This window comes from Bacilliculturomica massiliensis (assembly GCF_900605495.1).
Lineage (GTDB): Bacteria > Bacillota > Clostridia > Peptostreptococcales > Anaerovoracaceae > Bacilliculturomica > Bacilliculturomica massiliensis.
Map to the genome: position 1 here is coordinate 754,299 of NZ_LR027603.1, position 13,312 is coordinate 767,610.

Consider the following 13,312-nt stretch of genomic DNA (forward strand, 5'->3'; position numbering starts at 1 on the left):
GGGAGGAAACCGAAATGAGCCTGTTGGGACAACTGGCCGCCGTCATGGAAGAAAGCCGGGTAGAATACGAGACGCTGAAAGAGACGCCTGCGCCGGTTTTTCGCTGTCTGGAACAATACTTCGCACAGCGGGACGGAACGCCCGGGGACAGAGCGCACGCCGACGGGGGAACGGGCATGATGCGAAACGGCGCGGCGCTGGGCGACAATCTGGACTTCATGCGCTGGCTGATCTCGGAACGGAAGATGGCAGGGGCACTGGATCTGATCTATATCGATCCGCCGTTTTTTTCCGGGGCGAATTACGAGGCGGAGATCCGGATCAGCGCGGAAAAGATCAAGCTGCCCAGAATGAAACAGAAGGCTTACGGGGACACGTGGGAGAACGGCATGGAGGATTATCTCCGCATGCTTGCCGTGAGACTGCTTTTTATGCGTGATCTGTTGGCGGACACCGGCGGGATCTGGGTCCATCTGGACTGGCACGCGGCCCATTATGTGAAGATCATCATGGATGATATATTTGGCCCGGAGAATTTTGTAAATGAAGTGATCTGGACTTACAAGTCGGGAGGCGTCAGTTCCAGACGTTTTGCCCGGAAGCACGATACGCTGCTGTACTATGCGAAGAGCGGGGCATACTATTTTAAGACGCAAAAGGAGAAATCCTACAATCGGGGATTTCTGCCTTACCGCTTTAAAGGCGTTCAGGAATACGAGGATGAGATCGGATGGTACACGCTGGTCAATAAAAAAGACGTGTGGCAGATCGACATGGTGGGCAGGACCGCCTCCGAGCGGACCGGCTACGCCACGCAGAAGCCGGAAGCGCTGCTGGCGCAGATCCTGGAAAGCTGTACCAGAGAAGGGGATCTGTGCGCCGACTTTTTCTGCGGATCGGGCACGCTGGCGGCCGCGGCGCAGCGGCTGGGCAGAAGATGGATCTGCTGCGATTCGGGGAAACTTGCGGCTGCGGCGGTAAAAAAGAGGATGGCGCGTCAGAGCGCGGATTTTGACGGCTGGTACTCAAAAGAAGAATGGGGACATAGGATAGAGGACGGCGGGATCTGTGTGAAAGCGCAGCTGCGCCGGACGGACGAGGGCGGCGCGGCTGCTTTCTGCGCGGAAATAGAGAGCTGCGGCATGCCGGATATCGACGAGCTTCCGCTGAGAAGATCCCAGCGGGAACATCTCAGAAAGCTGGCGCAGGAAGAGCCCCTGAGTCTGATCGATCACTGGTCGGTGGATTTTCACTATGACGGAGAGGTTTTTCGGCCGCAGGCTGTTGTGCTTAGAAATGAGGGAACGCTGGATCTGAGGGCCGAATGGCCGCTGTCCGGCGCAGAGCTGGAGACGCTGGAGAAGGAATGGGCCGGGGCCGGAAAAGAAGCTGGGAAAGAGCGGGGCGCGCGCCTCGCCGCGGTCAAAGTCTGCGATGTATTCGGCGGCTGTAAATTTGGAGTGACGGAGATACGATCATAAATTGGGGGTGCAGGTAGGATGAATATCAGGGACAGGATAACCGGCGATTCGGTGAAAAAATTTATTATCGATATGGTGTTTGTGTTTGCCGGTTCGGCCATCGGAGCCTTTGCGACCAACGCTGTGCTGATCCCCAACGGACTTTCCGGCGGCGGGATCACCGGAGTGTGCCGGATTCTGCAGCAGTATGTGGATTTCGATTTTTCTCTTATGTACTATGTGCTGGCGCTGGTGGTGCTGGTCGTATGCTGGATCATACTGGGGGCCTGGGAGGCGAAAAAGATCATCGTCATGACCATCGTGTACCCGGCGTTTCTGGTGTTGTTTGAGGACCTGAATTTTACGCTGCTGGAGCAGAAAGACATGACGCTGGCCTCCGTATTCTACGGTCTCATTGCCGGCGTGGGAAGCGGTCTGGTCTTTGAACGGGGCTTTTCTTCCGGGGGCACCGACACCATAGCCAAGATCATTAAGGTGAAATGCCTGCCGCACGTGGGGCTGTCGCAGATCCTCATGTGTGTGGACGGGGCTGTCATCATCGCATCCGGCTTCGTATTCGGAACGAACATCGCGCTCTACGCGCTGATCTCCACCATCGTTTTCGCCAAGTCCTCAGAAATGATCATGTTCGGGTTTGATCCCAAGGTCGTGCAGCTGGAGATCATCAGCGATCAGCGGGAACAGATCGCCGAATATATTTCCAATGTGATCCAGCGGGGCATCACCAACGTGGAGATCATGGGTGAGTTCTCGAAGGAAAAGAAAATGAAGATCGTCACCATCTGTTCGCCCCGGGAGAGCATGTTGATCAAGCAGTTCGTGGCCCAGCTGGACCGTCAGGCTTTTGTTACAGTGGTTCACGTGGACACGGTCTGGGGAAATGGGAGAGGTTTCAGCGACATCAGTGGAAGCTGAGGAAACGTGTACGGGCAGCGTCTTCGGGGGCAGTGTCTGCGGGCAGCGACTCCGGGGGCAGCGTCTTCGGGGGCAGTGTCTGCGGGCGCAGCGACTCCACGGGCAGCGTCTTCGTGCTGCGTCTCCGCGGGCTCTCGAAAAAAACCTTTTCCGAGGAATCTTAAAAAAACAGTTGCCAACTATCGCTTGTCCGTGTATAATAAGAAATGTCTTTGGGCAGTTAGCTCAGCTGGTTAGAGCGCTTGCTCGACAAGCAAGAGGTCGTTGGTTCGAGCCCAATACCGCCCACCAGATAAAAACCGGTCAAATCATTGGTAATTCAATGTTTGACCGGTTTTTTATTTCCTGTATTGCTCACACTGCAGCTTGCCTTTGCCTTTGCATTTACATTTGCGTTTTGCGGGATGTGAAAAGGGGGACCGCGCTCCCCGCGTAACGTGTGGGAGTAGGTTGGGAGTTTTCAGTTTACTGCAGATTGGCTGGCCTAATGGCGCCTGCTCTTGCGCAGAGCTGAGGGTTCCGGCGGCGGTGCTCTGCAGCGGGGGATGTTGTGTCTGCCGGTGGGGCCATTGGCGGGGAATGGGTGTTCTGCCGGCGGGGCCATCGGCGGGCGATAGGTGAAAACAGCCAAAAAAATCGATTTTCACCTAAATATCCGGAAAAACAGCATGAAATATCCAGTTTATTACATGAAAATAGGCGAGATCTGCTTAAATAATTAAAATTCACCTATTTTACGAGTCCATATAGGTGAATTTGAATAAAAATTCTGCATATCACCCACGGCCGCACCCCGGGTCCGCTGCCGGGCCGCCCAAAGTCCACTCACAGGCCGTCCCCCGGTCTGCTCATAGGCTGCCGACAGCATGCCCCCAGTCCGGTCTGCTCACAGGCCGCCCATCGGTCTACCCACAGGCACCCACGGGTCTGCTCACAGCCCGCCCCCGGTCCTCCCATACCCCTCTTCCTGCGGCTGCATCGGCGGGACTTCAAGACAGCCAGACACCCAGATAAAGAGGATTATTCCGCGTATTATTTCGTCATTTCTACATTCTTAATGAGCAGAGAAAGCGTTCCGTCCGGGTTGTTGATGATCTCAAATTTGTCCGGCCGGTTGACCATGGACAGGGGCAGCTTGATCTCAATTCCATCTTCCGTAACGATCTTCCGCTTTTTGTTTACTGTCCGGTCCAGATTTTCCGGAAGCTCGATATGTTCTTCCTCGATCCCCTGACGGGAAAGTTCCTGATAGAATTCCTGCCTGATGGCGGGCACGCCCTTGGAAACGCTGTCGGCCAGGGTGTCCACATGCATGGAGCGGGTAACGTTGAACTCGTTGCTGATGGTCTTGTCCGCATCCATTTCACTTTTCAGATCGCCGGGATAATACTTTTCCGTCACGGTCTTCATGGCTTTCTTTACGATATTCAGCTTTTCTTTCGGCGATCTTTCTTCGGGAATGCGCAGGATCTGGCTGGAAATGTATCTCTGATTCTGTCCGTCGATGCTGTATTTTTTCTCCTTCAGATAGACCTTGTCCATGGCAAAATCGAAGATGAGAAACTCGTCGATCTTCTGAGAGGCGGAAGGCAGGGATACGGGCTGGCAGACGATCGTGTTGGCGATGTCCTCCGATTGATTGACGAAATGGATGTAGCTGCTTTTGTAGTTCAGTTTCAGCACGGCGAGAAACCGGTCGCTGCCGTCCTGAAATTCAGAGACCAGCAGGTCGCAGGGGGGAATGTCCCAGGAGCTGATGGCGTTGAAAAAAGCGTTGGCGAATCGTTTGCTCAGATCGACGAAGCAGTCCGGAGTCTCCTTCATCTTCTGCACTTCCGTGAACATGTCGCAGGGATTTTCCGGTATGGAGATGATCTTGACGTCTTCGTCCTGATATGCTCTGGAGATGTGGGCGCTGATGTAGTCGCCGGCTTCCTCCAGATCCAGGAGCCGGTCGGACAGAACCGGAACGCCTGCATTGCGATCCAGAATATGTAATATGGCCTGTCTCAATATAAAATCTTTACTCATAGATATGATATGACCTCCGTTTTCACACTTGTTTATCAGAAATACGGCTATCTGCAAGATCCGCGTATCACGTCCGTGGCCGCACGGAATCCGCGGATACGATCTCCGCTTTTCCCGCCACGCAGTCCACGCATCGCGTCCGCGGGCGCACGGGATCTGTAAAGCAGCCGCCATGGGGCCATTTTACCATATTTGATCAATGCTGACTACGGCAAATTCTGCGGAAAGACGCCGGCTGCCCAATCGGCCGCAGGAAGCTGTTGACATTAGCGATAATCGATATTATAATCTTATTAACGATATTCGATATTAGAGAGGGGGCAGAGGGATGGCTCGGGAGAAGTTCGGCACATTGACGGAACAGATGTTTTACATCCTCTTATGTCTGCAGACGGAGTGCTGTGGAATGGACATTATGGAGCAGGTCCGGGCGATGACGGGAGGCCGGGTGCTCATCGGCCCCGGCACGCTGTATCATCTGCTGGACGATTTCGTGACAGCCGGAATGATCCGCGAGACAAAGGTGGAGGGACGCAGGCGGAGCTATCTGATCACGGAGGCGGGGCTTGCGGCGCTGGACGCGGAGTATTGCCGGCTGCTGGAACTGGCGGAAGACTATCGGCGCAGTCGGCTGGGGGGAGGAGCAAGACCATGAAAACAAAGAAACGAAGGTATGAGAATTACTGGTTCTACGATTACTGCGGGATCGCCGCACACCTGGAGGAGATGGCGGAGAAGGGATGGCTGATCAGCCGTGTCACCCCTTTTTGGTGGGAATACCGAAAGATCGAACCCAGGCGCTTGAGATTTTCCGTCACCTATTTTTCGGAAGCTTCGGATTTCAATCCCTATCCCACTGAAAACCAGCAGACCTTTCTGGAGTATTGCGGGGAGGCGGGCTGGCGACTGGCGGCGGAGTGGGCGCAGATGCAGATGTTCTATTCCGAACGGGAGGAGCCGATCCCCATCGAGACGGACGAAGGGGTAAAACTGCGTGCCATCCACAGGGCCATGAAGAAGAATTTTCTGCCAAGCAGCATTCTGCTGGCTGGGCTGGCGGTGCTTCAGCTGTTCATGCAGGCCTTTAATTTTAGGAACGGTCCCGCCCGTTGGCTGGCTGACGGCACGGCGCTCACAGCAGGACTGCTGTGGCTGCTCGTTCTGGTGATCAGCGCCTTCAGCCTGTTGGGCTATGCATGCTGGTATGGGCGCTCGAAGCGGGCGGTGGAGACAGGCGGGAGCTGCGCCATTCCGGGGCAGCGTTACCGGGCCCTGTCCAGAGCCTCGACGGTCATCGTTCTGATCTCGCTGGCTTTGTGGTTTTGCAGCGTGTTAAAGACACACACGTGGTGGATCACCGCCGCAGTGATCGGCTATATGGTGCTGCTCCTTGCGCTGGTATTCGGAACAAAAAATATCATGAAGAAGATGAGAGCGCCGGGGAGCGTCAACCGGACCGTTACGACAGCGGTCTGCATCGTGCTTTCCATCGCCCTTACGGCGGCGCTGACAGTGGGCATACTGCGGGGCCGGCGCGCGGGGCTGTTTTCCAGCCGGCAGCCTGAGATCTATACGTCTGCGGCGCCTGACGGGACTATGTGGGAATGGGAGATCTATCACGATCCCCTGCCGCTGAGAGTGGAGGATCTGACCGTTGTGGATTATGAACATTATTCCTGCCAGTGGGATGCTCGGGAAACGTTTTTGGCGGGATATTATGAGGGCCGTCAGGACGCACCTCCCGACGGCTCCGACGTTCCAGAATTGTCTTATACCATTTCAGATGTGAAATTTGCGCCGCTGTATGGCGTCTGTCTTGAAGATGCGCTGAAGGTCTATGATTACGAGGACGACGTACCGGAGGAGGAACGGGCGTACTGGGAGAAGACAGACAGCACAGGATGGGAGGCGGACGCGGTCTATCGGCTGTACCGCGGCGGCCAGCCATGGCTGAACCGGTATGTGATATGCTGGGAAGACCGCATCGTATCTGTGACCTTCAGCTGGGAGATCACGCGGGAGCAGGCGGCGGCCGCGGCCGCTGGGCTTCGTCGGTAACGGGATATGAGACGCCGCAGGCTGGCGGCAGGCGTTCAGAAATTTGATTGTACGCGCGGATACACCGCCTGAGCGACGACTGATCGGGGTTTTGCAGTGTGTTGCACAGGAATTTGAATGTTCGCGGGGTGCGTCGCCCGAGCGCTGGCTGATCGGGGTTTTGCGGCGCGCGCTGCAGCAATTTGGATGTTGGGGAGGTCAGCTTTGAATCAGAATAAGAAAGAGGATAATTTTATGCTGTCCCAGATCGAGGACAGGATCCGTCAGTGCGAGGATCATTACATGATCACAACGACGGGATTTTTGGATATGAGACAGTGCACTCTTGCGGAGGGCGTCTGCCGGAAGCACAGAGGACTGCGGTATGCGTTCTACGGCGGATACGGTGATGCGGAGCGGCGGATGGCGGTGTTTTTTCCGGATTACGTGGAGTTCCCGGGGAAAGACGCCCGGGCGGCCGCAGAGGGACGTCTGGACGGGGAGCCGGAAGATGCGGCGGTCCGCTTTTTTCTGGAAAACCCCGAAGATGATCCGCTGACCGTGATCCGCGCGGTGGCGCCCTCTGGCGCGGCGGTGAGCAGAAAGCTGACTCACAGGGATTACCTTGGTTCTCTGGTGGGTCTGGGACTGAAGAGGGAAATGATCGGAGATATTCTGGTGCGGGGAGACGGCGCAGATATTCTGGCGGCAAAAGAAATAGAGGAGTTTCTGCTGTTTCACTACGGCAAGGCGGGACGGGCCAGCCTGGAACTGTCTGCCGTTCCGGTCTCGCAGCTTATCGTGCCGGAGGGGGCGCGTCAGGAGAAGAGCGACACGGTGGCTTCGCTCAGGCTGGACAACGTGATCGCCTCCGTGTTTTCCACTTCACGGTCCGGCGCGGCGGACGCGGTCCGCGGAGGGCTGGTATTCGTCAACGGACTGCAGGTGCAAAAGCCTGATACGCCGGTGAAGGAAGGGGATCGGCTGGTGCTGAGGGGAAAGGGCAAGGCGGTGCTGAAAGAGGTGGGCGGTCAGACCCGCAAGGACAGGATCTTTGTCCGCTTCGACCGTTTTCTTTAGAACAGCAGGCGGAGATCATGCGGTATTCGGCCCCCAGGTCTGCCGTCGGATCTGCTGCCGGGTCGGCCCCCAGGTCTGCTGCAGGGTCTGCCGTCTGGTCCGCCGCCGGGTCGGCCCCCAGGTCGGCTGCGGGGTCCGCTCCCAGGTGGTCCGCTCCCAGGTCTGCTGCAGGGCCTGCCGTCTGGTCCGCCGCCGGGTCGGTCCCCGTTCGGACGATATAAAACCGTATGGATCTCACAGCGGGTATTTTTGTTAATTATTTTTTCTTCCTCCAGAGCTTTTGAAATATTCTGAAATATGATAAACTGTTCTTATCTCATTTCATTTTAAGTGAGACATTTGACAGGAAAACAGGATATTTTACAGGCTGGCGCTTCCAGAAAACGGAAGAATGCAGCGCTGAAGCGAGGGGGGGATACGATGAGCTGGAAAGAAGATCTATTAGAAAACGTAGCCGACGGCAGGGGACTTTCGGATTTTGTTCCGGACCTGAAAGAGGCTGAACTGGGGGAGATCGACAGGCTGTTGGAGACCTTTCCGATGTCGGTCCCCAGATACTATCTGTCGCTGATCGACTGGAAAGACCAGGCGGACCCCATCCGCCGAATGAGCATACCTTCCCTGGGCGAATTCGATCTGGCGGGAGAGGCCGACACCAGCGGGGAACAGGACAACACGGTGATCACGGGCATGCAGCACAAATATCCGCAGACGGTCCTGATCCTGTCCACAAACCGCTGCGCCATGTATTGCAGATACTGTTTCCGCAAGCGCATGGTGGGTTCTGTGGATCAGGAGGTGGCCAGAGATCTGGACGGGATCTTCCGATATATCAGAGAGCATGAGGAAGTGACTAACGTGCTGGTTTCAGGCGGCGATTCGCTGCTCAATTCCAACGAAACGATCCGGACCTACCTGGAAAACCTCTCCGGGGTGGACCATCTGGATCTCATCCGTTTCGGCACGAAGATCCCCGTGGTGTTTCCGCAGAGGATCACAGAGGATCGGGAATTTCAGGAACTCATGGGTTTTTACGCGAAGAGGAAACAGATCTATGTCATCGTCCAGTTTAATCATTTGGCGGAGCTGACGCCGGAGGCGGAGGCGGCGATGAGAACGCTGCAGACGATGGGGATCTGCGTCAAAAACCAGACCGTTCTTCTGAGGGGCGTCAATGATGATCCGCGGACGCTGGGCGCTCTGCTGCGCCGTCTGTCCGCTATGGGAGTGGCTCCGTATTATGTCTTTCAGTGCAGGCCGGTCACCGGGGTGAAAAATGAATTTCAGGTGCCGATCCTGGAGGGCAGCCGCATTGTGGAGCAGGCGAAGGCAATGCAGAACGGACAGGGGAAATGCTTCCGTTACGCGCTTTCAAACCGCAGGGGAAAGATCGAGATCCTTGGAACGGCAGAGGATGGGACCGGATATTTTAAATTCCATCAGGCCAAGGATCCGGCGCAGATCGGAACCATATTCACGCGGAAACTGAAGCCGGAGGACTGCTGGATCGATTAGCGGACCCTCTCCGTTTACATTTACGTTACAATCCCTTTACATAATACATTTTGCCGTCGAAATAAGTTATAATAGACGGGCGAGATTGCAGAAAAATGGAGAAAAAGGGGAGTAACATGATGAGAGGACTGCGCGTTTTGCTGTTCATCCTTGCAGTGATGATCGCCATGACAGGGGCGGCGTTCGCAGCTGTGGATCCGGTGACGATGAAACTGGACGGAAAAGTGATAGAGACGGAGGTGCCGCCGACGATCATATCGGGGCGCACGATGGTTCCGGCGAAATTTTTGTTTGAATCCATGGGCGGAACCGTGGAGTGGCTGGAAGCTGCCCGTCAGGTAAAGATCGGTTATGACGGCACGGAGGTGCTTCTCACCATCGATTCGAAGACGGCGCTGGTCAATGGCAATGAGATAAAAATGGACGTGGCTCCCACTATCGTCAGCCGCCGCACGCTGATACCGGCGGCGCTGGTGGCGGAACAGCTGGGATGCAAGGTCAATTGGATCAATGAGACGAGGGTGGTGGAGATCTTCACGCCCGACAAGACCGAAAAGGCCCTCATTACGGGTATTGAAACAGAAGAGACAAGCAACGGTACATACCGCGTCATCATTGAGGCGGACAGAGAGCTTTCTGCATATAAGGATTCACTGTACGATTCCCCTGACCGTTTCGTTCTGGATATCAGCGGCGCGAAGCTGGATCAGGCGCTGATCCCCGAGGGGATGACAGAAGGCAGCATCGAGGCGGGCAACGAGATGTTCGACAAGGTGCGTTTTTCGCAGTTTGAGGCGGCCACCGTGCGTGTGGTGGTGGATCTCACCGGTAAGGCGGAGGGAGAGGTGAGTTTGTCGGCTGACAATACGTCTCTTTACATCGATCTGAAGGAAAGCGAGGACAGCGGAAGCGGGCCGTCCGGAAACGGAAGCACGCCGGGAGACGTGGGAAATAACGGCAGTCCGGCGGACCTGGCGGGGACGGATATTCCCATGCTGGCGGCTTCCATGCAGGACAAGCTTATCGTCATCGACCCGGGCCACGGAGGAAGCGATCCCGGTTCTCAGGGAAAAGACAGCAGCGGGAATGTGCTCCAGAATGAGAAAGATCTGAATTTGACCATTGCGCTGCGGCTGAACGAGCTTCTGCAGGCCGCGGGGGCGAAGACCTACATGCTGCGCTCCGACGATTCGACCATGGCGCTCTACGACAGACCGGCCAAGGCCAACGAGCTGGGGGCGGATCTGTATGTAGCGGTCCACAACAACTCCAATGAGAGTTCCACGCCCAACGGAACTGAAGTTCATTACTATAACAAAAATATGGACAGAGACTACGGTTATGTGAGCAAGGACATCGCAGACAGCGTGCATCAGGAGATCATCGCCACCATCGGGCTGAAGGACAGAGGCGTGAAAAGCAGCCCGTCTCTGGCCGTGCTGAACAGATCGGTCATGCCGGCGATCATCATTGAGGGAGCGTTCCTTTCCAATCCGACGGAGCTTGTGTATATGATGACGGATCAGTTTAAAGAAGCTTACGCAGTGGGCGCCGCCAGAGGCATCATCAAGGGGCTGAACGCCAGCGCGGAAGCGTTTTAGCATCCCCGGGACCGGACCTTGAAGAGGATGAAAATACTGGAATGAACAGCCCGTGGAGGTAAGGAATGGACACAACGCTGCTTTTGTATATTGGAATCATGGCGGCTGGAATTTTGATCGGATCGAGGACCATGTCCCCGGAAAAAGAGTATAAATGGCTGGGCCGGCTGCAGTTTCTGGCGCTGATGGTTCTCATCACAGCGCTGGGGATCAGGATCGGCGCAGATGACAAGGTCGTTTCTTCGTTAAAGGAGATCGGCCTTTCGGCTTTTGTTATAACGATTTTCACTCTGGCAGGCTCTGTGCTGTGCCTCTGGCTGGTGAGAAAGTGGATGGGACTGGACAGGGAAGGGGTGAAAAAAGATGACTAGATCCATAGTGGCCGCCGTAACGGCGGGAATACTGGCCGGATACTTCATCGCGCCGGAAGCCCTGGTCCGCTCCTGCGGCGCTCTGATCACAGGGGGGCTGTGTCTGCTTCTGTTTTTGGTGGGTCTGGACATTGGACGGCAGGGGACGATCCTGGAGGACATCAAAAAGGTGGGATTCCGGGTCCTGCTTTTCCCTGTGGCCGTGATCGTGGGTACGCTGGTGTTTGCGGCGGCGTCCTCCCTGCTGCTGCCGCTCTCTCCGCGGGAGACCATGGCGGTGGCTTCCGGACTGGGCTGGTATTCGCTGGCGCCGATGCTTTTGGCGGAGTATTCCGCTTCGCTTTCCGCCATGTCCTTCTTGTCCAACGTCATGAGAGAGGTGCTGTCCATCGTGCTGATCCCATTTGTGGCGAAGTACATCGGCCACACGGAATGCATCGCGCTGCCCGCGGCGGCGGCCATGGACACAACGCTGCCCATCGTGGTGGGGGCCACCAGCGACCGCATCGCCATCTATTCCATTACATCGGGAGTGGTCCTCAGCTTTGCGGTGCCGGTCCTGGTGCCGCTGGTCATGGAGCTGTGAGGACAGAAAACAGGCAGACAAATTGGAAGTTTGAGGAGGAAAAAATTAATGAAATTGTTTTTATGCTCACACTTTTCTAGTGTAGGAAATTTAATTAAAGAAGATATTGAAAATAAGAAAATTGCATTTATAACAACCGCCTCTATTCATGAAGGGTACACTGGATATGTAGGTTCTGCCAGAAAGCTATTTAAGAAAATGGGTGCTGTCCTGAAAGAAATTGACATTTCCACAGAAGAATACACAACAATAAAATCACTCTTCAAAGATGCGGATGTAATATACTTTACTGGTGGAAATTCGTTTTTTCTTATCGACCAATTACGAAAAACGGGTGCCGATAAATTGTTGATGGAAGAGTTGGAGAAAGGAAAATTGATGATTGGTGAATCGGCAGGAGCGATTGTGTGTTCGCCAACCATTTCGTATATTGAACAAATGGATAAAAAACCAGAGGATTATTCCCAAAAAGATGATATAGGATTGAACCTGATTGATTTCTATATTCTGCCTCATTATCTCACAGCACCGTTTAAGAAAATTACAGCCAGGATTTTTGACGATTATTCTGATTTGAAAATTTGTCCGATTAACAACAAACAAGGAGTTATTATTGATAAACAGTTATCAAAGGTGGTCGGTTGTGATTCATAAAAATTATCATTGAATCGGAAACAACCATGCCGTGTGATTATTTGCAAGAACCATTTTTGGTTCTGATCGGTCAATTCCAGTTTTGCGGGATCGCTGCACAGAATAAAATTGAAGAGATATTAAAAAGCTTTGGAGGAATCTCGTCCCCCAAAGCTTTGCTGTTTATTCGCGAACCTTGCCGGTTTCATGGCCTGTAGAGTTTCAAGTTCCAAGCGTGGAACGGCCGTTTCCCGCGGGAAGCAGTTCAAGGCGCGGCAGGTTTTCACATTTTAAGTTTTATGAATGATCAATGAAAATACCGGAACACGCCTTTTACCAGACCGAGGATCTTCACATCCTTGACCAGGATCGGGCTCATGGCGCTGTTCTCCGGCTGAAGACGGATGTGGCCTTTTTCCTTATAAAAGGTTTTGACCGTGGCTTCGCTCTCGAAGCCGTCGATCATGGCCACAACGATGTCGCCGTTGTTGGCCGTGTTCTGCTGCTGTACCAATATGTAATCGCCGTCGAAAATACCGGCTTCGATCATGCTGTCGCCGTGAACGGTGAGCATGAAATTGGTTCCTCTGGACAGGTAACGGGACGGCACGGGGAAGGAATCCTCCACGTTCTGTTCCGCCAGGATCGGCGTGCCGGCGGCAATGCGTCCGATGACGGGAATATCCACCACGTCGGTCCGCTCCGCGTTGGCGGCGGCCCGCAGCTGTCCTCCATCGGGATCAGGGCCGGGCGCTGAGACCGCAGGGGTCTGCCGGTCTCCTTCCTGTGTATCGTTATAGAGGATCTCGATGGCTCTGGGCTTGGCCGGATCTTTGCGGATGTAGCCCTTTCGCTCCAGATTGGCCAGATCCTTGTGGGCGGTGGATGTGGATTTGATGCCGAGGGACTGGCACATCTCCCGTACGGTGGGCGGATAGCCTTTTTTCTGGATCTCTGATTTCATGTATGCCAGTATTCTTTTTTCGCGGTCTTTCAGCTGGTCCATTCGTTCCTCCTTAAAAAGTTCACGCGCTTTTCTGCAGTGTGTTACGGCCTGACAGA

12 protein-coding genes and 1 tRNA gene are annotated in these 13,312 nt (G+C 54.7%); 11 read left to right on the forward strand and 2 right to left on the reverse strand.

Annotated features, from left to right (window positions below; translation table 11 throughout):
• The first annotated feature begins 14 nt into the window (after positions 1-14).
• The 3 genes from E0E37_RS12790 (at position 15) to E0E37_RS12800 (ending at position 2,687) form a co-directional block, all read left to right on the forward strand.
• A complete protein-coding gene (locus E0E37_RS12790) occupies positions 15-1,481 on the forward strand; it encodes a DNA methyltransferase (protein ID WP_130863413.1) in 1,467 nt (488 codons plus the stop codon).
• Between the two features lie 18 nt (positions 1,482-1,499).
• Positions 1,500-2,396, forward strand: a complete 897-nt coding sequence (locus E0E37_RS12795; RefSeq protein WP_130863414.1) for a YitT family protein — start codon at positions 1,500-1,502, stop codon at positions 2,394-2,396.
• Positions 2,397-2,610: 214 nt separating this feature from the next.
• A tRNA-Val gene (locus E0E37_RS12800) sits at positions 2,611-2,687 on the forward strand.
• Positions 2,688-3,428: 741 nt separating this feature from the next.
• On the opposite strand, the gene E0E37_RS12805 is transcribed toward E0E37_RS12800, so the two are convergent.
• On the reverse strand, positions 3,429-4,427 hold the full coding sequence (locus E0E37_RS12805) for a nucleoid-associated protein (protein ID WP_165445349.1): 999 nt from the start codon (positions 4,425-4,427) through the stop codon (positions 3,429-3,431).
• A 328-nt stretch (positions 4,428-4,755) separates the two neighbouring features.
• Here E0E37_RS12805 and E0E37_RS12810 point away from each other — a divergent pair, with 328 nt between their 5' ends.
• The 8 genes from E0E37_RS12810 (at position 4,756) to E0E37_RS12845 (ending at position 12,271) form a co-directional block, all read left to right on the forward strand.
• Positions 4,756-5,082 carry a PadR family transcriptional regulator gene (locus E0E37_RS12810; RefSeq protein ID WP_130863416.1) on the forward strand — a complete coding sequence of 109 codons (327 nt, stop codon included), beginning with the start codon at positions 4,756-4,758 and terminating at the stop codon, positions 5,080-5,082.
• Positions 5,079-6,485 (forward strand): DUF2812 domain-containing protein, encoded by a 1,407-nt coding sequence (locus tag E0E37_RS12815; protein ID WP_130863417.1) that lies wholly within the window; start codon positions 5,079-5,081, stop codon positions 6,483-6,485. Before E0E37_RS12810 ends, E0E37_RS12815 begins: the two co-directional genes overlap by 4 nt.
• Before the next feature lie 204 nt (positions 6,486-6,689).
• Positions 6,690-7,544, forward strand: a complete 855-nt coding sequence (locus tag E0E37_RS12820) for a YlmH family RNA-binding protein (protein ID WP_130863418.1) — start codon at positions 6,690-6,692, stop codon at positions 7,542-7,544.
• 420 nt (positions 7,545-7,964) lie between these two features.
• A complete protein-coding gene (locus E0E37_RS12830) occupies positions 7,965-9,059 on the forward strand; it encodes a KamA family radical SAM protein (RefSeq protein WP_130863420.1) in 1,095 nt (364 codons plus the stop codon).
• A 116-nt stretch (positions 9,060-9,175) separates the two neighbouring features.
• Positions 9,176-10,660: an N-acetylmuramoyl-L-alanine amidase family protein gene (locus tag E0E37_RS12835; protein WP_165445350.1), complete on the forward strand. Its 1,485-nt coding sequence runs from the start codon at positions 9,176-9,178 to the stop codon at positions 10,658-10,660.
• A 65-nt stretch (positions 10,661-10,725) separates the two neighbouring features.
• The gene (locus E0E37_RS18915) at positions 10,726-11,031 is read left to right on the forward strand and encodes a LysO family transporter (protein WP_246019728.1); all 306 of its coding nucleotides are present in this window, start codon (positions 10,726-10,728) and stop codon (positions 11,029-11,031) included.
• Positions 11,024-11,617, forward strand: coding sequence for a lysine exporter LysO family protein (locus E0E37_RS12840; protein ID WP_246019729.1), 594 nt, complete (start codon positions 11,024-11,026; stop codon positions 11,615-11,617). Before E0E37_RS18915 ends, E0E37_RS12840 begins: the two co-directional genes overlap by 8 nt.
• A gap of 48 nt (positions 11,618-11,665) precedes the next feature.
• A complete protein-coding gene (locus tag E0E37_RS12845; RefSeq protein ID WP_130863422.1) occupies positions 11,666-12,271 on the forward strand; it encodes a Type 1 glutamine amidotransferase-like domain-containing protein in 606 nt (201 codons plus the stop codon).
• Positions 12,272-12,557: 286 nt separating this feature from the next.
• Here E0E37_RS12845 and lexA read toward each other — a convergent pair whose 3' ends face one another.
• Entirely contained in the window at positions 12,558-13,256 is a 699-nt protein-coding gene (gene lexA / locus E0E37_RS12850) for a transcriptional repressor LexA (protein WP_130863423.1), read from the reverse strand.
• Between the last annotated feature and the right edge of the window lie 56 nt (positions 13,257-13,312).